This window comes from Christensenella hongkongensis (assembly GCF_000981035.1).
Lineage (GTDB): Bacteria > Bacillota > Clostridia > Christensenellales > Christensenellaceae > Christensenella > Christensenella hongkongensis.
This window is the reverse complement of the sequence record NZ_LAYJ01000029.1, coordinates 1-26,786: the sequence shown is the minus strand read 5'-3', so window position 1 is coordinate 26,786 and position 26,786 is coordinate 1. Positions and strand designations below refer to the sequence as shown.

General features: G+C 49.1%; 24 protein-coding genes. 19 read left to right on the top strand and 5 right to left on the bottom strand.

The window, feature by feature from the left end:
• Positions 1–241: 241 nt before the first annotated feature.
• The 5 genes from CHK_RS00915 to CHK_RS00895 all read left to right on the top strand — a co-directional run bounded on the left by CHK_RS00915 (position 242) and on the right by CHK_RS00895 (position 5,726).
• Entirely contained in the window at positions 242–901 is a 660-nt protein-coding gene (locus CHK_RS00915; RefSeq protein ID WP_046442129.1) for a response regulator transcription factor, read from the top strand.
• Positions 898–1,911 (top strand): sensor histidine kinase, encoded by a 1,014-nt coding sequence (locus tag CHK_RS00910; protein ID WP_046442082.1) that lies wholly within the window; start codon positions 898–900, stop codon positions 1,909–1,911. The genes CHK_RS00915 and CHK_RS00910 overlap by 4 nt, the downstream gene beginning before the upstream one ends.
• A 178-nt stretch (positions 1,912–2,089) precedes the next feature.
• Positions 2,090–2,857 carry an ABC transporter ATP-binding protein gene (locus CHK_RS00905; protein WP_046442128.1) on the top strand — a complete coding sequence of 256 codons (768 nt, stop codon included), beginning with the start codon at positions 2,090–2,092 and terminating at the stop codon, positions 2,855–2,857.
• Positions 2,847–4,859 (top strand): FtsX-like permease family protein, encoded by a 2,013-nt coding sequence (locus CHK_RS00900; RefSeq protein WP_046442081.1) that lies wholly within the window; start codon positions 2,847–2,849, stop codon positions 4,857–4,859. Before CHK_RS00905 ends, CHK_RS00900 begins: the two co-directional genes overlap by 11 nt.
• Before the next feature lie 69 nt (positions 4,860–4,928).
• A complete protein-coding gene (locus tag CHK_RS00895; RefSeq protein ID WP_046442079.1) occupies positions 4,929–5,726 on the top strand; it encodes a MerR family transcriptional regulator in 798 nt (265 codons plus the stop codon).
• 131 nt (positions 5,727–5,857) lie between these two features.
• Here the strand turns inward: CHK_RS00895 and CHK_RS00890 are convergent, their stop codons facing one another.
• Complete coding sequence (locus CHK_RS00890) at positions 5,858–6,664, bottom strand: Cof-type HAD-IIB family hydrolase (protein ID WP_046442076.1); 807 nt, start codon at positions 6,662–6,664, stop codon at positions 5,858–5,860.
• 121 nt (positions 6,665–6,785) lie between these two features.
• The gene (locus CHK_RS00885; RefSeq protein ID WP_046442074.1) at positions 6,786–7,175 is read right to left on the bottom strand and encodes a MerR family transcriptional regulator; all 390 of its coding nucleotides are present in this window, start codon (positions 7,173–7,175) and stop codon (positions 6,786–6,788) included.
• A gap of 400 nt (positions 7,176–7,575) precedes the next feature.
• Here CHK_RS00885 and CHK_RS00880 point away from each other — a divergent pair, with 400 nt between their 5' ends.
• On the top strand, positions 7,576–8,343 hold the full coding sequence (locus CHK_RS00880) for an ABC transporter ATP-binding protein (protein ID WP_046442072.1): 768 nt from the start codon (positions 7,576–7,578) through the stop codon (positions 8,341–8,343).
• Here CHK_RS00880 and CHK_RS00875 read toward each other — a convergent pair.
• On the bottom strand, positions 8,340–9,668 hold the full coding sequence (locus tag CHK_RS00875) for a DUF2225 domain-containing protein (RefSeq protein ID WP_046442071.1): 1,329 nt from the start codon (positions 9,666–9,668) through the stop codon (positions 8,340–8,342). The genes CHK_RS00880 and CHK_RS00875 overlap by 4 nt on opposite strands.
• A 250-nt stretch (positions 9,669–9,918) precedes the next feature.
• Between CHK_RS00875 and CHK_RS00870 the strand changes: the two genes are divergently transcribed.
• Positions 9,919–10,647 carry an SDR family NAD(P)-dependent oxidoreductase gene (locus CHK_RS00870; RefSeq protein WP_052740098.1) on the top strand — a complete coding sequence of 243 codons (729 nt, stop codon included), beginning with the start codon at positions 9,919–9,921 and terminating at the stop codon, positions 10,645–10,647.
• Between the two features lie 84 nt (positions 10,648–10,731).
• Entirely contained in the window at positions 10,732–11,418 is a 687-nt protein-coding gene (locus tag CHK_RS00865) for a response regulator transcription factor (protein WP_046442069.1), read from the top strand.
• A gap of 80 nt (positions 11,419–11,498) precedes the next feature.
• Here CHK_RS00865 and CHK_RS00860 read toward each other — a convergent pair whose 3' ends face one another.
• On the bottom strand, positions 11,499–12,440 hold the full coding sequence (locus tag CHK_RS00860; RefSeq protein WP_046442067.1) for an NADP-dependent oxidoreductase: 942 nt from the start codon (positions 12,438–12,440) through the stop codon (positions 11,499–11,501).
• A 142-nt stretch (positions 12,441–12,582) separates the two neighbouring features.
• Here CHK_RS00860 and CHK_RS00855 point away from each other — a divergent pair, with 142 nt between their 5' ends.
• The 8 genes from CHK_RS00855 (at position 12,583) to holA (ending at position 22,095) form a co-directional block, all read left to right on the top strand.
• A complete protein-coding gene (locus CHK_RS00855; protein ID WP_046442065.1) occupies positions 12,583–13,368 on the top strand; it encodes an SDR family NAD(P)-dependent oxidoreductase in 786 nt (261 codons plus the stop codon).
• Between the two features lie 239 nt (positions 13,369–13,607).
• On the top strand, positions 13,608–14,993 hold the full coding sequence (locus CHK_RS15435; RefSeq protein ID WP_052740095.1) for a HAMP domain-containing sensor histidine kinase: 1,386 nt from the start codon (positions 13,608–13,610) through the stop codon (positions 14,991–14,993).
• On the top strand, positions 14,990–15,970 hold the full coding sequence (locus CHK_RS00845; protein WP_046442064.1) for a GerMN domain-containing protein: 981 nt from the start codon (positions 14,990–14,992) through the stop codon (positions 15,968–15,970). The genes CHK_RS15435 and CHK_RS00845 overlap by 4 nt, the downstream gene beginning before the upstream one ends.
• 8 nt (positions 15,971–15,978) lie before the next feature.
• Positions 15,979–17,421, top strand: coding sequence for a GerMN domain-containing protein (locus CHK_RS00840; RefSeq protein ID WP_046442062.1), 1,443 nt, complete (start codon positions 15,979–15,981; stop codon positions 17,419–17,421).
• Between the two features lie 48 nt (positions 17,422–17,469).
• The gene (locus CHK_RS00835; protein ID WP_046442061.1) at positions 17,470–17,982 is read left to right on the top strand and encodes an ECF transporter S component; all 513 of its coding nucleotides are present in this window, start codon (positions 17,470–17,472) and stop codon (positions 17,980–17,982) included.
• Positions 17,979–18,695 (top strand): MBL fold metallo-hydrolase, encoded by a 717-nt coding sequence (locus CHK_RS00830; protein ID WP_046442059.1) that lies wholly within the window; start codon positions 17,979–17,981, stop codon positions 18,693–18,695. Before CHK_RS00835 ends, CHK_RS00830 begins: the two co-directional genes overlap by 4 nt.
• Before the next feature lie 177 nt (positions 18,696–18,872).
• Positions 18,873–21,083 carry a ComEC/Rec2 family competence protein gene (locus CHK_RS00825; RefSeq protein ID WP_046442057.1) on the top strand — a complete coding sequence of 737 codons (2,211 nt, stop codon included), beginning with the start codon at positions 18,873–18,875 and terminating at the stop codon, positions 21,081–21,083.
• A 7-nt stretch (positions 21,084–21,090) separates the two neighbouring features.
• Positions 21,091–22,095 carry a DNA polymerase III subunit delta gene (gene holA / locus CHK_RS00820; RefSeq protein ID WP_046442055.1) on the top strand — a complete coding sequence of 335 codons (1,005 nt, stop codon included), beginning with the start codon at positions 21,091–21,093 and terminating at the stop codon, positions 22,093–22,095.
• Positions 22,096–22,198: 103 nt separating this feature from the next.
• Here the strand turns inward: holA and rpsT are convergent, their stop codons facing one another.
• A complete protein-coding gene (gene rpsT, locus CHK_RS00815) occupies positions 22,199–22,462 on the bottom strand; it encodes a 30S ribosomal protein S20 (RefSeq protein WP_046442053.1) in 264 nt (87 codons plus the stop codon).
• A gap of 235 nt (positions 22,463–22,697) precedes the next feature.
• Here rpsT and murI point away from each other — a divergent pair, with 235 nt between their 5' ends.
• The 3 genes from murI (at position 22,698) to CHK_RS00800 (ending at position 26,621) form a co-directional block, all read left to right on the top strand.
• Positions 22,698–23,483, top strand: a complete 786-nt coding sequence (gene murI, locus CHK_RS00810; RefSeq protein ID WP_160295561.1) for a glutamate racemase — start codon at positions 22,698–22,700, stop codon at positions 23,481–23,483.
• A 113-nt stretch (positions 23,484–23,596) separates the two neighbouring features.
• A complete protein-coding gene (locus tag CHK_RS00805) occupies positions 23,597–25,843 on the top strand; it encodes a vitamin B12-dependent ribonucleotide reductase (protein ID WP_046442050.1) in 2,247 nt (748 codons plus the stop codon).
• Positions 25,844–25,922: 79 nt separating this feature from the next.
• Positions 25,923–26,621 (top strand): beta/alpha barrel domain-containing protein, encoded by a 699-nt coding sequence (locus CHK_RS00800; RefSeq protein WP_046442049.1) that lies wholly within the window; start codon positions 25,923–25,925, stop codon positions 26,619–26,621.
• Positions 26,622–26,786: the final 165 nt, after the last annotated feature.

Here is a 26,786-nt window from a genome sequence, read left to right as displayed (position 1 = left end):
GGGAAGCAGTTTGCTTTCCGTTTTTTATTTTGTAAGGGAATGTTAAGAATAGACTGGGTGAATTGCGTTGTGGGCGTCCCGCTTTTGTTTTATAATACTGGTATCAAATGAAAAACGTTATTTGCATTTGATGGCGCCTCGCATTGCTTGGCCTGCGTTTTGCGCCGCATATGTGCAAAAGCGTCTCATACCGTTTCAGACGCGCTTCACGGTATGTTATGGGAAAGGACAGTGTTTCGAAATGAAAATTTGCATTGTGGAAGATAATCAGAAAATACGGGACGAGCTTGGCTCGTTTCTTCAAAAATACGGGTACGACGTCTTTTTGGTCGATTCCTTTGACCATGTGGTTGAGGATATTTTAAAGGAGGAAGCCGATCTTTTGCTGCTGGACATCAACCTGCCGGTGGTGGACGGATATTCGATTTGCCGTGAGGTTCGGAAGGAATCGTCCCTGCCGATTATTATTGTCACGAGCCGGAACACGGAAATGGACGAGCTGATGAGCATGAACCTTGGCGCGGACGACTTTGTAACAAAGCCCTATAATACGCAGATTCTTCTGGCGCGCATCAATTCGGTTCTGAAGCGTGCGTACCATACTGTAGATAAAGTGGACTGCGGCAGGTTTTTGCTGAATAATTCGCGCAGCGTAGTGGAGTATGGCGGACAGGAAATCGAGCTTACCAAAAATGAACTGCGTATATTGAGCACTCTCGCGCAGCACCCGGGCAGTATTGTTTCGCGCGACGACCTGATGACGGATCTGTGGAGCAGCGATATGTTTGTGGACGAAAACACGCTGAATGTAAATGTGAACCGCCTGCGGAAAAAGCTTGAAGAGGCTGGCCTTAAGGATGTGATCGAAACAAAGAGGGGACAGGGTTATTTGTTAAAATGAGATGGATGGAATACCTGAGGGATAAAGCGGTTTTTTTATTGTTTGACGCATTCCTGCTTGTGGCGGTGATACTTTTGTTTTACCTGCTTTCCGTAGGAACGATGATCATTGTGTTTTTTGGATGTATTTTCCTTGCCTGCATGGTCGTGCCATTAATTGTGGAATACAGGAAGCGAAAGGCGTTTTATGAAAATTTTATTGAAATGCTTGATTCGCTTGAACGCAAGAACCTCATTGCGGAAATGGTGGAAAGGCCGGATTTCAGGGAAGGAATGATCCTTTACGATGCGCTGAAGACGTCGAATAAGGCAATGCTTGAGGAAATCAGGAAATACAGTAAGGCGCAAAAAGAATACCAGGAATATATTGAAATGTGGGTGCACGAAATCAAGACGCCGATTGCGTCCTCGCGGCTGATTCTGGAAAACAGCGACGGCTTTGCAGGGGCGGACGGGCTTGGCGAAGACCTTTCCGCACTGGAGAACCTTGTAGAGCAGGTGCTGTTTTATGCGCGGAGCAACGCTGTGGAAAAGGATTACATGGTGCGCAAGGCAAACCTCAGGGAGATCGTTTATGCCGCGGCAAGGAGAAACGCAAAACAATTAATTGGAAGGAAGATCCGTTTTGAAGCGGAATTGCCGGATATCATCGTATATACGGACGCAAAATGGATCGAATTCATTTTGAACCAGATTCTGGGGAATGCAATCAAATACAGCGATAAAGCGGACGCTCAAATCATAATTACCGCAAAGGAGAACCCAAATTCCGTGGTGCTCAGTATCAGCGATAACGGAATAGGGATACCGGCGGCGGAGGTTGGGCGTATCTTTGAAAAAGGGTTCACCGGAAGCAATGGGCGAAAGAAGGAAAAATCGACCGGCATGGGGCTTTATCTTTGCGCGAAATTATGCGACCGGCTGGGGCACGGTATCGCCGTCTCTTCTACGGAAGGAGAGGGGACTGCGATCAGTATTACATTCCCCAAAAGCTCGATGACGGATATATGACGTTACGGAAAAAGGCAGCATCTGCGAATAGATTTTTGCCGCCTTACAAAAATGTAAGGTTTGCGTAAGCTAGAGCGATAGATGCAATGCGGGCTGCTTTGTATAATAAAATTGCGGTGGAGGAAAACCGCTATTTTATCAAATGGAGTTTGCAATGAGCATTTATTGGGAGGCAAAAATGGAGACACTACTCAAAGTCAGGAATGTAGAAAAAATATACGGCGGAAAGGGGAACATGACGCGCGCCTTAAACGACGTGAATTTTGACGTTGGAAAGGGCGAATTCCTTGGCATTATGGGCCCGTCCGGAAGCGGAAAAACGACGCTGCTGAATTGTATTTCCACAATCGACAACGTGACGAGCGGCCATATTATGATCGGCGGCACGGATATCACAGAGCTGAAAGCCGGGCGGCTGGCCGGATTCCGCAGGGAACAGCTTGGATTTATTTTCCAGGATTTCAACCTGCTTGATACATTGTCGGGGTATGAAAATATCGCGCTCGCGCTGACGATTTGCGGCGTGGGCTATAAGCAGATTAAGGAACGCATCAAAAATATCGCACAGACGCTCGAGATCAATGACGTGCTCTATAAATATCCGTGCGAAATGTCGGGCGGGCAAAAGCAGCGTGTAGCCGCCGCGCGCGCAATTATTACAAATCCTTCGCTCATCCTGGCGGACGAGCCGACGGGGGCGCTCGATTCCAAATCCTCGCGGATGCTGCTTGAAAACTTTGTGAATATGAACCAAAGACTGGGGGCGACGCTGCTTATGGTAACGCACGACGCATTCGCAGCGAGCTATTGCAGCAGGATTCTGTTTTTGCGCGACGGCAAGATTTTTACAGAGCTTTTGCGCGGGGCGGACAGCCGCAAGGATTTCTTCAGCAAGATCATCGAAGTGGTTTCCCTTCTGGGAGGTGACGTAGCCGATGCTGTTTAAATTAGCTTTCAGGAACGTACGTAAAAGCTTCGGCGATTATACGGTCTATTTTATTACGCTGATGTTTGCGGTCATGTTTTTTTATGCGTTTAACTCGCTGGATGCGCAGCAGGCGATTATGGACCTGAATTCAAGTAAAGCGACTTCCGCACAGGTGATGCTGGAAAGCATTAAGGTGTTTTCTACGTTCGTAGCGATTACGCTTGGCATTCTGATCCTGTATGCAAACAACTTCCTCATCAAGCGCAGGAATAAAGAGCTTGGCGTATATCTTGTGCTTGGTATGGGAAAAGGGCGGGTGGCCGCGATCTTCATGGTGGAAACGCTGCTGGTAGGGGTAATCGCGCTTGCCGTGGGACTGCTGCTGGGCGTGCTCTTCTCGCAGGGAATGTCGCTCATTACGGCAAGGATGTTTGAGGTACAGCTCAAGGAATATGTGTTTGTATTCTCGGCAAAGGCGATGACGCAGTCTGTCATTTACTTTGGCGCGATGTTTGTGTGCGTAATGATCTTCAACGCGGTGCGCGTATCCAAGCAAAAGGTGATCAGGCTGCTGCATGCCGAAGAGGAAAACGAAAAGGTGATCAGCCGTAAAACAGGCGTGTCGGTGGCGCTTACCATAGCGGGCATCGTGCTGATTATCATTGCATATTACCTGATCATCAAGGGAATGCTGATTATGTACCTGCCGTTTGTGATGCTGTTTGGCATACCCGGAACCTTCCTGCTGTTCGCAGGGCTGTCCGGATTCGTTTATAAGATTGCCTCGAGCAACAAGAAACGGTATTTTAAGGGCCTCAACCTGTTTGTGACGCGCCAGCTAACAAGCAAGATCAATTCCACGCATACGTCAATGGCGCTCATTTGCATCATGCTGTTTGTAACGATCGTAACGCTGGGGGCAAGCTCCGGCGTATCTGCCGCGGTCAACAAAGAGGCCTACCGCGAGCTGCGGTTCGATACGGAATACAGGATGAAGGCAGAGGCGGTACAAAGCGAGGGGAGCGGTCTTCGGGCGCTTGAAAATTATGGGATCCCTATGGACGAGCTTTACGGGCAGACCTCGGAATATGCGCGCTACGAAAGCGACGTGGATATCCTGAAGCAGTTTGGAGATTACCTTGAGGTGTCCCAGATGAGCGAAATAGCGCAGGTTATGGGAGAAGAGGTATTTGCGGAGGCGGTGCCGGTTTCCCAGTTCAACAGCTTTTTGAAAATGATCGGAGAACCGGAGGTGGAGCTTTCCGGGAACGAGCTCGGAGCGTTTACGTATAACGAGGCGATGGGTGAGAAATTACAAAAATTTTCACACGACGGAAAAACAATCCATTCCAATGGAAAGGAATATACGGTCCCGGGCAATGCTGTCGGCGTTGTGAATACGCGTATCACAGGGGCCTCGACAGCTGCCCCGATCACGCTTGTTTACCCGGATGAGGATGTTTCCGGTTTTACGCTCGGTGATGCCGTTGTAAACGGGATATTCCCGCAGGGCGCTGACCGCGAGGCGGCAAACCAGGCGGTTTGGGACAAACAAAACGAGTTGGTAAAAGCAAATCCTGACCGTCCGTACAGTTATTTTACAACCGCGCTCAGCCAGCAGGATTCGAGCGTTGGACTGCGCGTGACGATTTCATTTGTGGGCATTTACCTGGGCATTACGTTCCTTGTGACTGCGGCGGTCATCCTTGCGCTGCAGCAGCTTTCCGCGGCAAACGACAACAAAAGGCGGTATGCTACCCTGCGCAAGCTTGGTACGGATGAAAAGCTGATTAACCGGTCTCTCCTGAAACAGATCGCGGTCTATTTCCTGATACCGCTCGCCGTTGCGGCAGTCCACGCGATCTTTGGGATACAGGGAATCATGAGCATGATCAATATGATGTGGTACGAAAACGTATATCAGGACGTAATCTGGGGACTTGCGCTCATAGCGGTGATTTACGGTATCTATTTTGCGATTACGTATTTCAGCAGTAAAAAAATCATCCGCGAAAAATAAATGCTTGACCTTGACACTGTGTGAAGGTGTATTCTTAGAAAAGAACCGGTTCTGAGAAGGAGATTATTCATGCTTACCATTGGCGGATTTGCAAAGCTGGGCGGACTTTCCGCACGGATGCTGCGGCACTATGACCTCATGGGCCTGCTGTGCCCGGCATATGTGGCGGAAAACGGCTATCGGTATTATGATCCTGCACAGCTTGCGGTTGCGGAGCAGATCGAGACGCTGAAAGGCTACGGATTTTCGCTTGCGGAGATTCGCGGGCTTCTGCCCCTGCCGCAGGAGGAGCTTGCCGTGCGTATCCATACGCGGCGGCTGAGGCTGCAGGGAGAGCTTGACGCGCTGCGCAAAAAATTACGCCAGATGGAAGCCGACATTGCCGAAATGGAGGGAACCGGTATTATGATGGAAAAATATCATGTAATTGTGATGAATGCACCGCCGCAAAAGGTGTTTTGCCTGAGGAAAACAATCAGTGTGAGCGAAACGCACGAGCTGTTTCAGGAGCTTTTGAAGGAGATGAAGGATCGCGGGTTTACGCGCACCGGAGTGACGCAGCAGATGTATATGGGAGACGAATTCTCTTACGATGCGATGGACGTGGAGGCGCAGGTAGAGGTCGCTCAGGATGGCGACGGCGTAAAAACGCTGCCGGCGGGTACGTTTGCGGCGGTCACGCACGTTGGCCCATATGAAACGGTACGCTATGCGTATGAAGCAATACAAAACTGGTTTGAAAACCAGAATGAGTACGAGGTGTGCGGCCCGGCAATCGAGCGTTTTCTGAAGGATGAAGAGATGGCGCTGAGCCCTGAGGAGCTGGAAACAGCGGTGTTGTTCCCGGTCAAAAAGAAAGAACGGTAAACAGGTAAAGTAAAAGAGGCGGAGCGTTATGCTCCGTCTCTTCCAGTATTAAGGCGTGACCACAGCCGGAACGAAAAGCGGCGTTTGACCTTCCCGGGTGTTTTGCCGGGAAGGGATACTCCGGCGCCGCCTCAATCCTTTATCAGATTCATTTTTTTCAGGGCATGATAGATACCGTCGTGGTCGTTATCCAAAGTATGATTTGCTATTCTTTCTTTCAGCGCATGGGGAGCGTTTTCCATCAGGAAGCCGTATCCCACCGCCTTAAGCATTTCCTCGTCGTTATAGTTATCACCAAACGCGATGGCGTCTTTTATGTCGTAGCCCCACATAGAGCATAGCCTGTGCACCGCATGCGCCTTCGTAATACCTTTTCCCATAATTTCCAGAAGTATGTCGGACGATTTCGCAATGGAACAATCGGGGAACGCCGCACCTATTTCCTGTTCAATTTCTAAAATGTGGCCGGGATTGCAGATACACAGGATTTTATTGACGTTCGCCCCGTCCTCAAGAGCGTTGACCGTGCCGCGTTTCGCCCGTGCCTTTACATAATATTCTTCGCGTATAATACGGGGATCGTCTGTGTCTTCAACGAGCCATTCATCCATGGAAAAGGCGCTCCAGCTTAAGTCGAACTGCCGGTTTTTTACAAATTGTATGATTTTCGCCGCATATTCTTTGGTCATTCCGGCATCGTAAAGGACATTCCTGTCTGCATCCAGCATCAGGCTGCCGCTGTAAGAAATAATCGGGCAGTTAAAATCATATTCGCGCAAAATCGGGTAGATTGCCGATGGGCTTCTTGCTGAAACGATCACAAATGGAATTTGTGTATTGCGAAGGCTGGTGATTGCCTGCATTGTAAGGGGAGATATACTCCGCGTGGAGGTAAGTAATGTTCCGTCAATATCGCTGAAAACAATGTGCCGCTTCATGCAAAGCTCCTTTTCCTGTATTTTGTATTCAGTAAAACAAAATGGTTTTGAATCGTTATACTCCAATCGCTATGAACAGGCAACGGAATGAAATATGAATCATGCGCCATGCTTTGCCTGTTCAGGAATCGGTTCCATCCCGCAGCCTTTTTTCCGCAGGGACAATCGTTTCTTCGTAGGACTTGATTTTTTTATCCAGACGCTCAAGCGTTGCCTGCATATCTGCGATACGCTCGGCGAGCAGCCGCCGCTGCTCCGTAAGGAGATCTTTCCTTGCGTCGATTGTGGAATCCCCCTGTGCAAAAAGCGCAACGTAATCGATCAGCACCTCGATGGGAAGCCCCGCCCCGCGCATACATTTGATAAATCCAACCCAGTTGCAGTCCTCGTCCGTATAATCCCTGATTCCGCCGCTGGTGCGGTGGACCGGGGGAACAAGGCCGATCCGTTCGTAATAGCGGAGCGTATCTGCCGAAAGGGCATATTTTTTACTGACTTCTGTAATCGTCATGAGATTCAGCCTCCTGTTTCTTATAGTATAACACAGCGGCGCAGCAGGGTGATTATGTTTTTCACCGGATACAGCCGCAGCGCCGTCGTTCTACTGCAAGCATACCATCTGGAGCGGACTCCAAGTCAAGCGCTATTTTGTTTTTTATTCGCATTGGAAGGGATTTTCGGATATTGTAAGAATTTTGTAAGGATTTGCTTAACAGCCGTTAAGAAATAGGGATTATAATAAAAGCATCAGTTAAAAGAAAGGGAGTGATTTTTATGAAAAAAGTATTATATGCGGTAATGGTAGTGATAGGGGCATTCTTTTTGGTCAGCGCGGGGATGGACGAAACGCGCACGCTTGAAATCATTCCCGACTATAAAAGAATATAAATCAGATTTGGGAGTAGGGACGGATGGAGCATTTGCTGGAAGTCAGGGACATTGAAAAGATATACGGAAGCAGGGGAAACATCACAAAGGCTCTGGACGGCGTCAGCCTGACTGTAGAGGAACATGAGTTTCTGGGAATCATGGGCCCGTCGGGGAGCGGGAAAACGACTTTGCTGAATTGCATTTCGACGATCGATTCCGTAACGACAGGCCATATCTATATCGGTGGGACTGATATTACGGCATTGCGAAGCGGGGCGCTTTCAAAATTTCGCAGGGAAAAACTGGGGTTCGTTTTTCAGGAGTTCAATTTACTCGATACGCTTTCCGGATATGAAAATATAGCGCTTGCGCTGACGATTGGAAATGTTCCGTTTAAGGAGCTTAGGGTGCGGGTTGCTCAGGTAGCCGATGCGCTTGAAATCAGCGATATCCTGCATAAGTATCCGCCGGAGATGTCCGGCGGGCAAAAACAACGGATCGCGGCGGCAAGGGCTATGGTGACGGAACCGTCGCTGGTACTTGCGGACGAGCCGACGGGAGCGCTCGATTCCAAAGCGGCGCGCACGATGCTGGAAAGCTTTGCGGGCATGAACAAAAGATTGCGTGCGACCATCCTGATGGTGACGCACGACGCATTTGCCGCAAGCTATTGCAGCCGTATTCTTTTTTTGCGCGACGGGAAGATTTTTACGGAGCTATTGCGGGGAGGGCAGACACGAAGACAGTTTTTTGACAAAATTATCGATGTGGTATCCCTCCTCGGCGGCGACGTAGCGGACGCGGTTTAGGAATGTTTTTCATCCCGGATGATCTCCCACAGGTCTTCTGCGAGGTTTGTATAAATGCCCTTTCCGGTTTTAGCGGTTTTGGCCTGGAACAGCCAGCGGGACGTTTTCTCAAGCTCGCCGGTGCGATACAGCATACCGGCGATTTGCAGGGATACAACCTGTTCCTGAAGCTTATTCAAATTACCGGACATATAAAGGGCTTCGCCCGTTTCAGCGGCTTTTAAGGCGGCGGCGCGCTCCGGTTCTTCGTCCCCGGCTTCTTCATAAAGCCAGCTCAGGTTAGCCCAGAGCTTCAGGTCGAGCTGTTTTTGTTTGGAAGGAAAGGCCGGGGAGCAAAGAAGCGCGAGGTAATGGGCGGCAAAAACGAAGTCGAGATCACGCTCGGCAGTGAAATCCAATGCGGTTTCATTTTTGGCGGCGGCTAAAGCCTCCTGGATTTTTTCCTTCTGGAAACGCACCGGTTCGATAAAATAATCAAACAGCATACTGAAATAGCAATGCGGGCAGGTGAGAATATCATACCATTCCGCTTGAAATCCCTTGTAACGTTTGCGAAGATCGTACCGCATCGGGGAGGAAGGCACTAATTTGGACAAAAACACTTTATAGCCACGGAAGGCTTGCGAGCAGTTCGGGCATTTAAATTCTTTTTCAAACAGGTATTTTTTATATTCCGGCTTTTCGATCCCTGCATATCCGCGGAATCCCGGAGGAAACAAGGCGGGGGCCGCCCCGTGCTTTTCCAAAATAATATTTGCGGCGCTTTGGGCGGACGTTTGCTGTATATTTGCAGAAGCGTCCTTTTTTATTTCATCCTTTTTTTGGAGAAGGGACTCGCGTATTTTGAGCGCCTCAGGGGAGAGCTTAAATGTTTTTCCGGTTTCATTTGAAGGCGCATGTGCCTGCGGGGCAGCCGCAGGTATTTCGTTTGCGGGAACCGTGGCCTGCTTCCCCGCTGCAGGCCGTTCTATTCCGGCGGGTAGCGGCGTTTCCTTCAGCCCATAGGCATCGCGCAGCAGCATATATAACAGCATTGGATTTGTGCGGGCGATTGCACCGAACGTATCTGCGGCGATTGCATATACGGTGACGGCGTCCAGCGCACGGAATTTTTGTTGACTGGTTCCAGTGAATAAAAGCTGCTCGCCAAACGAATCCCCGGCAGTTAATGTGTCTTCATTTTTGTCGTTTTCTGCGTTAAACACACCCACAGAACCGCAGACCACAATATACATTTTACGGGCGTCTGAGTCCTGCGGTATGGATTGTCCTTCTGAAAAATGCTCACGGTATGCGGCATCGTGGAGCAGGTTAATATCGATCACAATAATTCTCCCTTTTGGATGTCCTGATAATATATATTTTAATTATACTACAAGATGCGGCAGGATTGTAAAAAAGTGACGGATTGCGGGGGGAAATGCGTCCATTGTTCCGGTGACTTTAGCAGGAGACTATGGTAAAATATAATACATACAGGTTTTGCGTGCAATGCAAAAGCGTTGGAAATATGGCAACGTTTTGTATATTCAGGATGGTAAAATAAGCAAAAAGAAAGAGGGTTGAGGTATCCCGATGAAAATGGATTTGCGTGGAAAACGTGCGATTGTGACGGGTGCGGGCGGCGGAATTGGCCGGAGCATCGCGTTGATGCTGGAAGGACAGGGCGTTCATGTCATGCTTTGCGGACGCAGCGAGGAAAAATTGAAAAAAACCACGGAACAAGGCAGCGGGAACGGTAAGTTTGCCATATGTCCGGGCGATCTTCTGGAAGAGGAATATATTGCGGGCGCAGTACAGGCTGCAAAAGAACAGCTCGGCGGGATCGACTTTGTTGTAAACAACGCAGGCCTTGCGCATAATATGCCTTTTGAGCAAATACCAACCGACCTTTTTGATACGATTATGGCGACCAATGTGCGCGCGCCTTTTTTGTTGAGCAAATACGCGCTTGCGTACTTAAGGGAATCCGGATGCGGAACGATTGTGAATATCTGCTCGGTTGTGGCGCACAAAGGTTATCCATACCAGGCGGCCTATACTGCCTCCAAGCATGCGCTTTACGGCCTTTCCAAGACGATGGCAAACGAACTCAATAGCGAGAATATCCGCGTTCATGTGATTTCCCCCGGGGGAGTCTATACGGAAATGGTGAAGGAAACAAGGCCTGACCTTGACGCAAGCGGACTTACGCTGCCCGAAGATATTTCAGACCTTGTGCTGTATCTGCTCGAGCACCGTAACACCAATGGCGTGGTGGATGAAATTTGTATCCGCCGGCCCGGGAAAGAGCCGTTTGCCTGAGAAGAATCTCCCGGCGAAAAGATGTTACAAAAATGCGGCTATGTATGGTATAATTAAAATGATGTCTAATGAAGGAGCAATCGTATGGCGAAGAATATTCTGATCGTTGATGACGAACCGACTTTGGTCAAAGGACTGCGTTTTAACCTGGAGCAGCAGGAAGGATATGCGATCGATGTCGCGTATGACGGGGAAGAGGCGCTGGAGATTTTTGATCCCAATAAGCACGACCTCATTTTGCTTGACCTGATGCTGCCCAAAATCGACGGCATGGAAGTCTGCCAGAAGATCCGCAGTATGTCCGAGGTGCCGATCATAATGCTGACCGCCAAGGGCGAAGATATGGATAAAATCATGGGGCTTGAATTTGGCGCGGATGATTATATGACAAAGCCCTTTAATATGCTTGAGCTCAAGGCGCGGATCAAGACGATCCTGCGTCGCGCGGGAGCGCAAAAGCAGGTGGGCGACACACAGACGATTGTAGTGAAGGACATGAAGGTGAACCTCATTAACCGCAGCGTGGAGATCAAAGGAGAGGATATTAACCTGACGGCAAAGGAATTTGACCTTTTGAACCTGTTTATTACAAACCGTGGAAAGGTGTTTGACAGAAATACCTTACTGGAGCTCGTATGGAAACATCAGGGCGATTTGCGTACGGTGGACGTGCATATCCGCCGTTTGCGCGAAAAAATCGAGCAAAACCCGGCAAAACCGGAATATATTTTGACCAAATGGGGCGTGGGGTATTACTTCACGAACAAATAGCCGGAAAGCCCGGAAACAGGTCGATTTGACGGTATCGTGGTTCAATAGCGTATGGCTATCATTCATATGATTGCCATATGCTATTTTATTTTCAGTATAATTTTTCCCTTTGCGTGCCCGGATTCGGAATATTCGATTGCCTGTTGCGCCTCCTCAAAGGGGAAGATGCGGTCGATAACCGGCTTTATCTGCCCCTGTTCGATGTATTGCGTGATTCTGGAAAGCTGTTTGCCGTCAGGCCGCATATAGTAATATTGATAGCTGACTCCGGTTTCAGACTGTAACTCTTTGAGCCTTTGTTCCGCACCGTCGCCCGAAAGGCCGATCAACGAACCGATTTTTCCTCCTTTTTGAACGACCTGGAAGGAATCGATCAGGCTTTGTCCGCCAAGCGTATCGAATACGGCGTTGTAATCCCGTAATTCTTCTTCGAATTTCTGTTGCCTGTAATCAATTACTATATCCGCGCCCAAGGCTTTTACCCATTCTACGTTCGGCGTGCTGGTCGTTGTTGCGACAAATGCGCCCAAGGCCTTTGCGAGCTGGATCGCAAACGAACCGATTCCACCGGAACCCGCATGGATCAACAGTTTTTGTCCCGGCTTTATTTGCAGTACTTCTGTCAGCATCTGATAGGATGTGAGGCCCACAAGGGGAACCGCCGCCGCTTGTTCCAGGCTGAGGTTTTCAGGGATAAGGGCAATATCGTTTTGATCTGCCGCGATATATTCCGCGAACGTTCCAATCCTTTTTTGATTCGGCCTCCCGTACACCCTGTCTCCGGTTTTGAATTTGGTTTCACCATCGCCGGTCTTTACGACGATACCCGCAAAATCACTGCCCATTGTGAGAGGGAGGGGATACCCCGCGCGAAGGCCGTTTCGTATCTTAATGTCAAGGGGATTGACGCTTGCCGCATGGATTTCCGCGAGCACATCCAGAGAGCGCACCTCCGGGATTTGCACATCCCCCATCTGTAATTTTGCATTTTTGTTGAATTCGCTGATTCTCATTGCTTTCATCATGGTACCTCGCTTTTTATTCGTCTCATATATCGTTTTTTAAACCTGCCTCTTCTGTGGCAAACAGAGAAAAAGGTTTAGAGACAAAATGCCAAGGTTACTAGAGTTGTAATATATTTGAATAATCAGGAGGCAATAAGCTATGGGATGTTTGGATTTGTTTCAAATCAAGGGAAAGACGGCGGTGGTAACGGGCGCGAGCTCCGGGCTGGGAAAATACGCATGTATGTGCTACGCGGAAGAGGGCGCAAACGTTGTGCTGCTTGCGCGGCGCAAGGAAAAATTGGAAGAAACGGCAAAAAGGATTCGTGAAGAGACGGAGGGCGACGCCCTTGCGCTGGAATGCGACGTATCGAATGAAAAAGATGTAAAAGAAGCCATGGGAAAAGCATTGGAGCAATTTGGCAGCGTCGAAATACTGCTTAATGCCGCGGGAATCGCAATTCCGGGAAGCGTGGAAACCCTTTCGGCTGAAGAATGGGATAAGGCGATGAATACAAACCTGAAGGGCATATACCTGACGACAAAATATGTCATCCCGCATATGCGTGAGAAAAAATATGGGAAAATCGTTAATATCGCATCGATTAATGCAATCGTGGCGGATAAAGCACCACAGCTTGTAAGACATGTATATAATGCGTCCAAGGCGGGCGTACTCGGACTTACAAAAGGGCTTGCCGCATCCTATATGCAGGATGGAATTACAGTTAACGCGATTGGCCCCGGCCTGTTTCCCACGGAAATGACGCAGGATACGTTGTTTGCGAACGAGCAGTTCATGAATCTTTATGATATGCTCGATCCTGCTGGCCGCCCGGCACAGGCGCGGGAACTGAACGGAACGATACTTTATCTTTCGTCGGATGCGTCGAGCTACGTAACCGGGCAAACGATTTTTGTCGACGGCGGTTTTTCGATCGTCTGACCAACACGGATAGTATGAAAGGCTTGGCTGATCCGGTCAAGCCTTTTTTCTTTTTCGCCGGATGAAAGAAAGGAACTCCGTTATTGAGTTTTTACCGATATCAGGGTATACTGAAAAGTAGCTTATGTATGCTGCTTTTGAAAGAAACAGCGGGAGCCGGAAGAGGGGTGTAGGCTATTACTTCACGATCAAACAGGCTGCTTTATTCAATCAGGTGGCAGCTTGCCGTTATATATCTGGTGATCATTGCAATCGTGTTCAGCATTGTGTCTGTGGCGGTTTCTTCCCTCGTGGAAAATTACCTGGTCACTCAGCGTATCAACAATTTAAAAACCGTTGCAAACAATACCGCGGTGCAGGTAGCGCCGTATCTTTCGGATTCCGACGCCAATTCCATGTATGAAATCATCAAAAGGAACGGCACGGAATCGGGCGGACAGATTTTTATCCTGAATGAATCCGGCATTGTGGAGGCGGACAGTTATTCGCAGCTTAATGGCGTCAAGCTTTCCCTGCGCGAGGTAAACGATATCCTGTACGGGCAGAACTCGTCGTCCTACGGGTTTCATAAAACGCCCTCGCAAAGCGGGGACTATTGGGCGGCTTACTGCACATCGGCAATCATCAATAATGGAAAAATAATAGGGACGGTTCTGTATGCTACGAGTATTCAGGACGTGGTGGACGCGACCAACGGGTTGCAGCTAAGTACGTTCTGGATTTTCCTGTTTGCGTGCGGCGTTATTATTGCCTCGAGTATCCTGTCGTCAGGGCTTATTACGAAGCCGATTAAAAAACTGACGGACGTAGCCATCAAAATATCAAACGGCGATCTGTCGCAGCGCGCTAATATCAAAGGTAAGAGCGAGATTTCAGAAATGGCGCAGACCTTTGACATGATGTGCGGCAAAATACAAAATATGGACCAGCAGAGGAGCGAGTTTGTGTCCGATGCGTCGCATGAGCTGAAAACGCCGCTTGCGTCCATGAAAATACTCGTAGAGTCTATGCTGTACCAGGATAACGTTCCCGAGGAGGTTTACAAGGAGTTTTTGTCGGATATCAACGGCGAGATAGACCGCATGAACAGGCTCATCACAGACCTTCTGCTGCTCTCCAAAATGGACAGCGATATCGTGATGATCAATGTGGATAAAATAATGGTTTCGGCACTGGTGAAAAAATGCGTGGACGCATTGATGCCGATTGCAAAGGAGCGCCATATCACGCTGAGGACGGATTATGCAGATGATTTCGAAATCGAGTGCGATCCGCTCAAAATGCGTCAGGCGCTCAACAACCTGATCGAAAATGCAATCAAATATACGGGCGACGGCGGGCACGTGAAAGTGACCACCAAACGTCATGGAAACGAAGCGTATTTCATCATCGAAGACGATGGCGTGGGCATGAGCGAAGAGCATCTGGAGCATATTTTTGAACGTTTTTACAGGGTAGACAAGGCACGCTCGCGCGAAACGGGCGGTACGGGCCTTGGGCTGCATATTGTCAGGAGAATTGCGCTGATGCACGGAGGAAGGGTAGAGGTCCAAAGCGAGGAAGGCCGCGGTTCTACCTTTATACTGGCGGTGCCGGTTGTGCAGAATACGGAGGATAGCTTATGAAAAAATACGGTTGGAAAGGGCTGCTTTGCCTGATGCTGTGCGGCATCCTGTGCTTTGGCCTTTTTGGCTGCTCAGGAAAAACGCCTGAAGCGTCTGCATCGGCGTCTCAGGATTCTACTGTGCAGATCAATCCATTGCCGGAGGGCGTCAGCCAGGACAAAAGCACGGCGCGCCTTTACTTTGGATATATGCAGGACGAGCTGCTCATTGGGGAAGTGCGCGTATTTTCCGTGCCGATCAACGAAAGCGTGGAAACCTCGATCGTTAAGGAACTGATCAGCGGCCCGTCTGCGGCGCGCGCGGACTTCACGCCGGTGATCAATCCGAATACAAAGGTGGTGGGCGTGCAATCGGAAAGCAATTTCCTGTTTGTGACGCTGAGCAAGGAATTTTTGGAGCCGCCGGAAGACAACTCCGCACAGGAAAATGAAACGTATGAAAAAACGCGCAAAAAGCTCGCGGTCTTTTCGATTGTCAATACGCTGATAGAGCAGGGGAATTATTCGCGCGTGCAAATCAGGATAGACGATTCCGGCTCGGGTTCCGGCAGGCCGATTACGCTGGAAGAGGCGGGGTTTGACGGAACCGGCGCATCCGACGCGTTCGAACGCAATGGAGAGCTTGAGCTTACCGGTCAAAATACGCTGCGCGAGATTATGGAGTGCATCCAGACAAAATCATGGGATACGCTTTACAATTACATTGCCTACAAAAACCTGTATGGGCAGGATAAGCCTTCTCTTGACGATTTCAAGAGTGAGCTCAACACGGCAAAGCTGACCATCGGGGAAGACTTTACGATTGGAGACGAAGTGGAAAGCGCTGACGGGGTAACGGAGGTAGTGATGGCGAGCTACTCTGTGAAGCTTAAGGATGGAGACGCTAAGACGCTTTCCAACGTGCCTGTCAAGCTTGTATTGGAAAACGACGTATGGAAAATTACCTATACTGCGTTTAAGAAGAATTTCTTGTCATAGAGGAAAATATGAAAAAAATATTGTGCTTCCTGCTCGCAGGAGTGCTGCTGCTTGGCGGCTGCTCCATTGTGCGCGAGGATACAAATCAAACAACGGCATATCAGATTACGGAAAAGCAGCAGGAGGTGGCGCTCGAACCGAGCATCGTCATCAATCCGGTGTTGTATTTTGTCGATAAATCCAAGGCGGAGCTGCTTGCGGCGGAAACGCGCAGTATTTCTGTGGAGCAGGGAGAGCGGGCTGAGCGCAGGATCATAGAGGAGTTGATCAATGGGCCGCAGGGAGAGGACCTGCAGCCTATTGCCGAAGGATTTGCATATGATGGAATTGAAATATTGCCGGATCTTGTGAATGTATATTTAAGCACGACGGAAGAAAAAGATGAAGTGCAGATTGCCAAGGTGAAGATTGCGATCGCGGCGACGATAGCGGATTATTCCGGTGTGGATTATGTGAACGTGTTTGTGAACGGCGTGCAGCAAGGGCTTGAGGGAGTGCCTGTCGGCGTTCTGCAAAAGACGAAAAACGGGCTTGCTGAGGAAATCAACAAATACAGGTCGAACGCAAGGTCGGAAACGCCGACTATGAACGTGGCGCTTTATTTCCTTGACAACACAGAGCAGTATCTGGTGCCGGAGGAGCGCTCTATTATGTTCAAAGAAAATACGCCTGAAGAAATGCTGGAGTCTGTGGTAACGGCGTTGATGCGGGGGCCGGAAAATACGTACCAGCATATTCCTGTGATCGATAAATCCCTCATGGAGCTGTTGGGAGCCTCCATTGAGCAGACGGAAGACGGCAGGCGGATTGCGCGGCTTGATTTCAGCAAACCGCCTGTGGCGCTCACAGAGCAATTTAAAGACGGAGAAGACCTTGCGGCAAAAGCGCTTGCCAAAACCATAACCGGGTTTATGCCGGACCTTGACGGTGTAGAAATTTATGTGGGAGGCGAGCCGAGGCAGGCAGAGCAGAAGGTTTATACGGAACAGGATGCGGACAGCCTTCTTGGAAACAGCATCCAGCTTTATTTTCCCAATTCAGCCTATTCGAAGCTGACCGGCGTAGAACGTATGGTATCGCAAAGCGCGGCAGGATATCCGCGCGAGCTGCTCGCAGAGCTTATGAAAGGGCCTGTGGTAACGGACAAAAAGGAAATCAGCCCTGCGTTTTTATCGGGCATCAGCATGGACGATGTCAATACGGTCTATCTGGCCGGGGATATAGCGGTTGTGGATTTCAAAAGCTCGGTTTCTGAAAAGATAAAGGGAATCAACCGGGATGAGGAAGTAATGATGATCTATTCTATCGTTAACACGATGACCAATATCGAAGGAATTAAGCGCGTGCAATTCCTGCTGGACGGTGAGCGTGTGGAAAGTCTTGGCGGTGGGAGCATCAATGTGCTGGATCCGCTTCTTCGGAATCCTGGGATCATTGTAAGCAACGAATAGAAAGGCCTGCAGGCTTTTTGACCAGGGCTTTTGCATGGAGAGGGAAAGATGAGTACAAAGACAAGAAAAATTACGACAACGGCAGTTATTATGGCGCTCGTCTATGTGGTGACGATTGTGTTGGTGATCCCCGTACCGGCCATCAGGGGAGCTTACTTCAATTTGGGGGATGTGATCGTTTACTGCTCCGCGTTTATTCTTGGAGGGCCGTATGCTGCGATTGCCGCAGGCATTGGAAGCGGGCTTGCGGATCTTACGGTGGGCTCGCAGATTTACGTTCCGGCCACCATTGTGATCAAAGCCTGTATGGCGCTTATTGTGGGGGCGATGACCAAAAAGAGCAACTCGGTGAAACAGTATATTATTGCGTGCGTCGTTGCGGCGCTTGTAATGGCGTTTGGATATTTTGGCTATGAGACTCTGCTGATGGGTATTGGCGGCGCGATACTGACGCTGGTCCCAAACCTGATACAGGCTGGGTGTGGTGCGGCGCTTGCTATTGTGCTTTATCATCCGATGCTTATGATGCGTAAAAAATTTGCTTTGAGGAGCGCGATATGAAACTGACGGTTTTGGGAAAATATGGGCCGTATCCCGGGGCAGGCGGGGCAACCACCTCGTATCTCCTTGAATGCGGCGGAAAAAAGCTGTTGATCGATGCGGGAAGCGGCAGCCTTTCGCGTGTGCAGGAATATTGTGCGCTCGAAGAGCTTGACGGCATTATCCTGACGCATTTGCATTCGGATCATTGCAGCGATATGTTTATCCTGCGGTATCTTCGGACAGATCATATGCCGCCGGTTTTTATGCCATGCACGCCCGAAACGGAATACGGTGTTTTGCACAGCAGTAAAAAATTTGAGATTACGGGGATTTCTGAAGACCTGAGCCTGCAGTGGACGGACACTGATATCAAGCTTTCATTTTGCCGGACGATACATCCCGTGGAATGCTATGCGGTAAAGGTGGAGAGCGAAGGCAAAACGTTTGTATTTACAGGGGACTCCCGTTACAGCGAAAAGCTGACGGAGTTTTGCGGCGGAGTTGACGCGCTGCTTTGCGACAGTGGGTTTCTCAGCTCTCAGGAGGATACGGGTTCTCTTCCGCATATGTATGTAAGGGAAGCGGGCGTTACGGCAAAAAAGGCAGGTGTGAAGCGGCTTTGGCTTACGCACATCAATCCTTCCTATGACGAAGGGGAAATCCTCAAAGAGGCAAAGGGAGAATTTGCAGAGTCACTGGTTGTACAGGAGTTTGCGCAGTACGAGGTATAGGGCGTCTAAAAGCCGCGCTCTGGTCTGAAAGTCTCGATAATAAAGATATTAAAGCCTGTAAATGGTTGCGTAAACGGCATTTGCCAAAAAACGCCATACAGGGTACATGATTGTATCTGCGTTATGCGCGGCATTCATTTATCAACCGTAAAAGGATAAGATTTGTTTGGGGGAAAGATGAAGCGAGTCCTGAATCAAAGGCCGGTTACGTTTTTTGCGTTTTTCTTTATTGTTGGAATTGCCATTGCATATTATGCAGATATTCCGGAAATTATTTTATTACCAGCGCTTTTGTTGAGCGCCGGTATTTTTTTGCTATTCTTTTTCAGGCAGGGCAGGCGTATGTTTTGGGCGTTGTACCTGATTGCATTTTTCCTGGGAGCATTTCTGTTCCAGGTTCAGTTTTATACCGACTTTACAGGCATAGAATCAAACAGGGAATACACGGTGCAGGCGTTTGTATCAGACCGCGCAAAAATGAGCGCAGAAACACATACGTATACTCTTACGGACGTATCGGTCGGAGAAAAGCATTTTGGGAAAAAAGTGCTGCTGTACTCAGGACAGGAGCTTGATTATGGCGATACGATAAGCTTTACATGTAAAATTGAACAGCCGTCTGCGCCGCGAAACCCCGGAACATTTGACGAACAAATGTACCTCGCCGGAAAAGGAGCCGGGTTCAGCGTTTTCCAAAACGACGCAGAGGTTATGGGGAACAGCATTGCATGGTATCAATATCCGCTTTTGCTGCGGGAAAAGCTTGCGGAAAATATGGATATGATTTTTTCTGAACAAAGCGCGCCGGTCGTAAAGGCGATGTTTCTGGGCGTGAAGGACGAACTGCCGCAGGAGCTTCGCGACAGCTTTTCCAGAACAGGCATCGCGCACATTCTTGCAATTTCAGGGTTGCATATTGCAGTCATTTCCTACGCGATCAATTTTCTTTTAAAGAAGCTTCGTGCAGAACGCAGGCTGCGGTTTTCGATCCTGATCTGCCTGTTGCTGTTTTATGCGACCATCACGGGCTTTGCCCCGTCAATCCTGCGCGCCGTACTGATGACAATTTTCGTGGTAATCGGCAGATGGAAACTGAAGGACAGGGATACGCTTACCTTTCTTTCAGCTGCCCTTGTAATGACTCTTCTTTTCAATACGGCGCAACTGTTTGGTGCGGGGCTAACGATGTCGTATGGCGTGGTATTTGGAATATTGTGCCTGAATCCGCCCTTCCTGCGCCTGCTGCGCAAAATCTGTTTTGACAGGGTAAGGCTGGATTCCCCGGTTTCAACCTCGCTTTCGGCAACGGCCGCCGTATTTCCCATGACGGCATATTATTTTAATAATATTGCGCTCGCCGCGCCGGTTGCAAATTTGTTCGCAATACCGCTTGCGGGAATGATCGTGGTATTTGCCGGAATCGGGACGCTGGCCTCGCTCCTTTGGCTGCCGGCGGGATATGTGCTTGCATTTCCGGCGGAACTTGCAGTAAGGGCGCTCACCTGGATCAACGGGTTGATTTCGCAAAGCGCTTTTGGCTATATCGAGGTAAACGGTTTTCCGGTATGGATGTGTTTTGTGGTGATGGCGGTAATTTTTCTCTGTTCGGATTACGTACTTGTGAAACGAAAAACAAAGGCGGTGATTGCCGCGTTGGTTGCGGGCGCAGTTTTGTTAACAGGAGCAGCTTTTGCGGCGAACGCGCCTGAGCTTTGCGTGACGGTGCTGGATGTGGGAACCGGCGACGCGATTCATATTGCCGCCGATGGGAACGATTATCTGATTGATAACGGAGGAAACCTGCAGTATTCCAAAATCGATGAATATGCGCAGGAGAACAATCTTTTTTTCGATGCGGTGATCGTAACGAATACAAAGACAAAAAACTTAAAGCAGCTTGCGAAGGAAAAACGCATTGGAACGCTCTTTGTTCCACAGGGCTATGAGCCAAAGGAATACGATGCAGATTATCCGGTGAAAGAATACAAATTATGTGATAGAATAGAACTAAGCAAAACAACGGGCCTGCGTGTAACAGGAGAAGACGGAAAACATACGTCCCTTACGCTTTCGCGAAAGGGAGAAGACATTTTTCTGTTTGCACAAAACGCAGCGCAGGATTTAGCGCAGCAAACCGGGCAAGTGAAGCTATTTAAGCCCGCGGGCGGCGCAGCGGAAAATTCTGTTACAAAGGAGCTGCTCGAAAGGCTGAAGCCGGAATGTGCGGTCGTCTCCGTTAAAGGGGATAACAGCAAGGGCCTGCCGGATGAATTGGCGATGGACTTACTGGAGCAATGCAACGTAGATGTAAAAACGACTGCGCAAAGCGGTGCGGTAATCATCAGCTTTGACGACAGGAACAGGCCGGATATCAAAACAATGAAATGAGCAGGGCATGAAAGCAAGCGAAGCGGTAACACAGATCAAAAACGGACAAATCAAAAACTATATATTACTGGCAGGAGAGGACGAGGCGGTCAAACAGCAGGCGTTTTCTACAATTATGAAGCATCTCAACGTAGAAATGCCGGAGTTGAACCTGTCGGTATTTGAGCAGCGTCCCGATCCAAAGGAAGTCATACGGTCGATTGAAACGCTGCCCTTTATGGGGGAACGCAGGGTGGTCGTACTCAAAAATACGGATGTTCTTTCGGCGGCGGCGGGGGGAGACCTCACCGCGCCTTACGAACACGCCAATATGCCCGCGTCAAACGTCTTTGTAATTGTGCAGCAGGGAAAGGCGGATAAAAGGAAAGCGTTTGTAAAGTTTGTAATGAAAAACGGGATGTTTGTGGAGTGTGCGGCAATGAAGGACAGCGAGCTGGTCTCTTATATAGTCAAGTTGGCAAAGCAGAAGAATCTTTTGATTTCAGCGAAAAATGCGCAGACGATCAGTACGCTCGCGGACGGGGACCTGTCCGTCATACAAAATGAGCTTGCAAAGCTGGCCTGCGTGTGCAGGGGGGATATCACCGCGCAGGATATTGAAAAATACACGATTAAATCCATGCAGTACAACGTGTATAAAATACACGATATGATGGTGGCGGGCCACGCGAAGGAAGCTTACGCGTTGATTGAAAAGATGCTGTCGGAGGATGCGAACCCAATCGGCTTTTTGACGCTGCTTTCAAATAATTTCAGGCAGATGCTTGTGGCGCGCGCGTGCCGGGACGCAAAATTTTCGGACAGCAAAACGATATCACATATTATGGAGGCGACAGGAACGTGGGAATTTGCCGCCAAAAGGGCGCTCAGCCAGTGCAAGTCTTTTCCCGCGCCACGGCTGCGGCGGGCGATCAATAAGCTGGCACAGATGGATTTTGACGCCAAGCAGGGAGTTGTGATCCTCAAAACAGACCTGTATGCGCTGCTTGTGGATATTTATATGAATTCCTGAAATAAAACGGAATAAAGCCCGCTTTGTTTTGGGCAAACAAAAAAGACTGATGGGTGAAACCAGTCTTTTGATTATCATATGATAATGGGGGAATGCAAATCAATTATTCAGCTTTGCTGTTTAATTTTTTTGCCAGTTGTGCTTTGGTACGATTTGCTTTGTTTTTATGGATCGTACCTTTTAAAGCAGCCTTATCAACCGCGCCAACTGCAATCTTGAAGAGCTCTTCCTTGTTTGCAGCGTCTTCCGCTACCGCAGCGTCAAATTTTTTCAGGTCTGTCTTAAGAGCAGACTTGATCATTTTGTTGTGCAGCGTCTTTTTAGCGATAACCTTAACGCGTTTTTTTGCTGATTTGATATTAGGCATTCTTTCACCCCCGTATTTTTTAATTCAACAAAAGCTATTCTACCATATTACAATACCCATTGCAAGCTATTTTTAGCAGAAAAAAGGGTGGGAAAAAAGAATCGCTGAAATATCGGCGCGTTCTGGTAAAATGCGGCGTACGGGCATAGGGGGAGATTTTTGCCCGCTTTACTATCGCAGGTGGTTGTTATATAATGGAAACCATTGAAACCAGATGATTGGAACAGGAAGTTATATGATGCAGGACAAAGAATTGCCGTTGGGAGTGTTCGACTCGGGTGCGGGTGGTATCAGTGTGCTCACCGAGATCAGGAAACTCCTTCCAAACGAGCATTATATTTATTATGGCGACAGTGCAAATGCGCCTTATGGAACCAAAACAGAGGAAGAGATCAAGGAGCTATCGCTTGCCTGCGGCGATTTTTTAATGGAGCAGGGGATTAAAATGATCGTCATCGCATGCAATACTGCAACGAGCATCACCGTGCAGACAATGCGCGAACGCTATCAAATACCGGTTATCAGTATCGAGCCTGCGGTAAAGCCGGCAGTGGAAAAGTATCCGGACAACAGGACGGCAGTGCTTGCAACGCCTGCGACGCTTCACCAGAAACGGTACCGCCATCTTTTGGAAAAGCTGGGAGCGCAGGATCAAATCGTGAATATCGAATGCGAGGGGCTTGCGGAGCTGATCGAGGAAGGAAATCTTTGCGATCCGCACATCAAGGCATATCTCTGCGAAAAGCTGTTGCCATACAGGGGAACGGAGTTTTCGGGCGTTGTTGTGGGTTGCACGCATTATTCGTTTATCAGCGATAAAATCCACGATGTGGCAAATAAAATCTGCGGCGGCGTCTGCGAAATATTTGACGGGAAGTACGGCACGGCGAACCACGTGCGTACGGTGCTTGAAGGCGCCGGGCTTTTAAACGATTGTTCCCAAAAAGGGAATATAAAATTTTTTTCGAGTGGAGATGCGCGTAACGTAGAGGTTTTTGAACGCTTTGCACAAATTATGTAATTTTTCCATTGAATTTTAATAAAAAAGAACTGGTATTTTAAATCCCACTGGTGTACTATATGTAGTGTTCTAATTTATAATGGAATACTAAATATATTGCGCAGGGGGATTTTTTGATGTTAAGCAAAAATGCGGTTACCGTACTGGAAAGACGCTACCTGAAGAAGGACGCGGACGGAAAGCCGACAGAAAAACCAGATGATTTATTTAAGCGCGTTGCGCAGGCGATTGCACAGGCGGATAAGGAATACGACCTTGACGCGGATGTGAAACAAACGCAGGACATTTTTTATGAAATGATGTCCAGCCTGAAATTCATGCCGAACTCGCCGACTCTTATGAACGCGGGAAGGCCGCTGGGGCAGCTTTCCGCCTGTTTTGTGCTGCCAATCGCAGACAGTATGGAGGATATTTTCGACGCGGTGAAAAATGCGGCGCTTATCCACAAAAGCGGCGGAGGAACAGGCTTTTCCTTTTCCCGGTTACGCGGGGCGGGCTCTTCTGTGAATTCGACGGGCGGCGTTGCAAGCGGCCCGGTGAGCTTTATGAAGGTCTTTAATTCGGCTACGGAGGCGGTTAAGCAGGGCGGAACGCGGCGTGGCGCCAATATGGGCATCCTGCGGGTGGACCATCCTGATATTATCGATTTTATCCAGTGCAAAAAAAATACAACTGAAATTACGAACTTTAACATCAGCGTTGGGATCACTGAGGAATTCATGAAGGCTGTGAACGAAAAACGTGAATATTCACTGATTGATCCGCACAGCAAAAAGGAAGTCAAAAAATTATACGCCCCCGAAGTATTTGATTTAATCGTTACAATGGCATGGACAAACGGCGAACCGGGGATTGTGTTCCTTGACAGGATCAACCGCGATAACCCGGTGCCAAAGCTTGGGGAAGTGGAAAGCACCAATCCATGCGGAGAGCAACCGCTTCTGCCCTACGAAAGCTGTAACCTCGGATCGATCAATCTCGACGCCCTGATGGTGAAAAAAGGCGGCGAATACGAGCTCGATTATGACGAATTCAGGAAAACGATCAAAAATGCGGTGCATTTTCTTGATAACGTGATCGCGGTAAACAATTATCCGTTGCAGGAAATACGCGACATGACGCTTTCCACCCGTAAAATAGGCCTTGGCTTGATGGGCTTTGCGGATATCCTCTATAAGCTTAAAATACCATATAACTCCAGCGAAGCGATTGAGCTGGCGGAAAAGGTGATGAAATTCCTGCGCGATACTGCGCGCGAGGAATCCTGTGAGCTTGCAAAGCAGCGGGGAACCTTCCCAACCTACGATGAAAGCATTTTTAAAAGCCAGGGGCTCGTACAGCGCAACGCAACTGTGACCACGATTGCGCCGACAGGTACAATTTCGATCATTTGCGGCGCGTCTTCCGGGATCGAGCCGATTTTTGGGCTTTCTTATATCAGGAACGTTATGGATAACGACGAGCTTTTGGAGACGCATCCTTATTTCGAGCAAGTGATGGAAGAGCGCGGACTGTACAGCAAGGAGCTGATGTCAAAGATTGCCAAAGAGGGAACCATAGCGCATATGGAGGAAATCCCGCAGGACATCAGGGATGTTTTTGTGACGGCGCACGACATTACGCCGGATTCACACGTGCGTATGCAGGCGGCGTTCCAGAAATATACGGACAATGCGGTATCTAAGACGGTCAACTTCCCTCGCGAGGCGACAAAGGAGGATGTTCGCAAGGTTTATGAGCTTGCTTACGACCTGGGCCTGAAGGGTGTAACAATTTACCGCGATGGTTCAAGGGACGCACAGGTGCTTAACATCGGCAAGGTAAACAAAGCGGAAGGCGATGCGAAAGCGCAAGCGGTTTCCAAAGAAACGGCAGGCGTCGTCGGCGTTTCGCCCCGCCAGCGCCCGGAGGTAACGCAGGGCATTACGCAAAAGGTGAAGATTGGCTGCGGCAACCTCTACATCACGGTGAATTACGATGAAAACGGTATTTGCGAGGTATTTACGAACCTGGGACGCGCAGGAGGCTGCCCGTCTCAGTCTGAAGCGACAAGCAGGCTGATTTCAACGGCCCTGAGAAGCGGGATGGATGTGGAATCCGTTGTGGAACAGCTGCGCGGAATCAGGTGCCATTCCACGCTCAGGAAGGGCGGCGACGTGAAGGTCTTGTCCTGCCCGGATGCGATTGGCAGGGTATTGCAGACTGTGGCGCAGATGCAGGGCGAGAAGGTGGCGCCGCTTGTAATGCAGGACGAGGAAGCACAGCATGACGATACAAAATGTCCGGAGTGCGGAAAGCAGCTTGAATTTGAAGGCGGCTGCAATATTTGCCGTTCGTGCGGCTATTCCAAATGCGGATAAGGCAGTAAAGAAAAAAGCAGGCGTATAAGCCTGCTTTTTTTGTTTTTTGGTTGCTTTTTGGTGGTAGATATACGATACTATGAATAGACCTACATTACACAAAAGAAAAGAGTTTATCATGCCGGAAAAAGAATACGAAAGTAAATTAAGATATCTGATCATCTCTGTTCCGGAAGTCACCCGGGAGGCTCCGGGAATCAGGATTTTCGGTAGGACGCTGCGTTCGTTTTTGTTTACGACAGACGTTGCGCTGATTAAAAATACGAATGCGGATGCGATTATGGCGGTGTATCCCTTTACGCCGCAGCCCTCTATTAACCAGGCGATCATGAGCACGGCGGACGTGCCGGTTATGTGCAGCGTGGGCGGGGAAGAGAAGAGCGACGAGCGGGTAATACACCTTGCGCTCGAAACGGAATTCCGCGGCGCTGTGGGCGCGGTACTCTCGCCCGCGGTGGATAACGACGTCATTGCCAAAATCAAAAAGCGCGTGGATATTCCCGTGGTTGTCACGGTAGTATCGGAAAAAGAAGACATAGAGCGCCGCATCGAAAGCGGGGCGGACATCCTCAATGTATCCGGAGCCGGAGATACCTGCAGGATTATTGAGGGAATACGAAACAAATATCCCTATATTCCGATCATCGCGACTGGCGGGCCGACGGACGATACCATCCGTGAAACGATTGACTGCGGCGCCGATGCGATCACTTACACACCGCCCACAAATTCAGATCTGTTCCGAATGACGATGAAGCTGTTCCGCGAAGAGCTTTAGGAAAGAAAAGGATATAAAAAAGCCCGGCGCTGTGCCGGGCTTTTTGAGTATGTCTTTAGCCAGTTGAGGGAGCGAAGCGAACGAAACAAAAACCCACCCGTTAAACGGGTGGAAAAAGAAAGCTTACAGCGCAAAAAACTCCTTTCGAGTAGAATGTAGATGTTC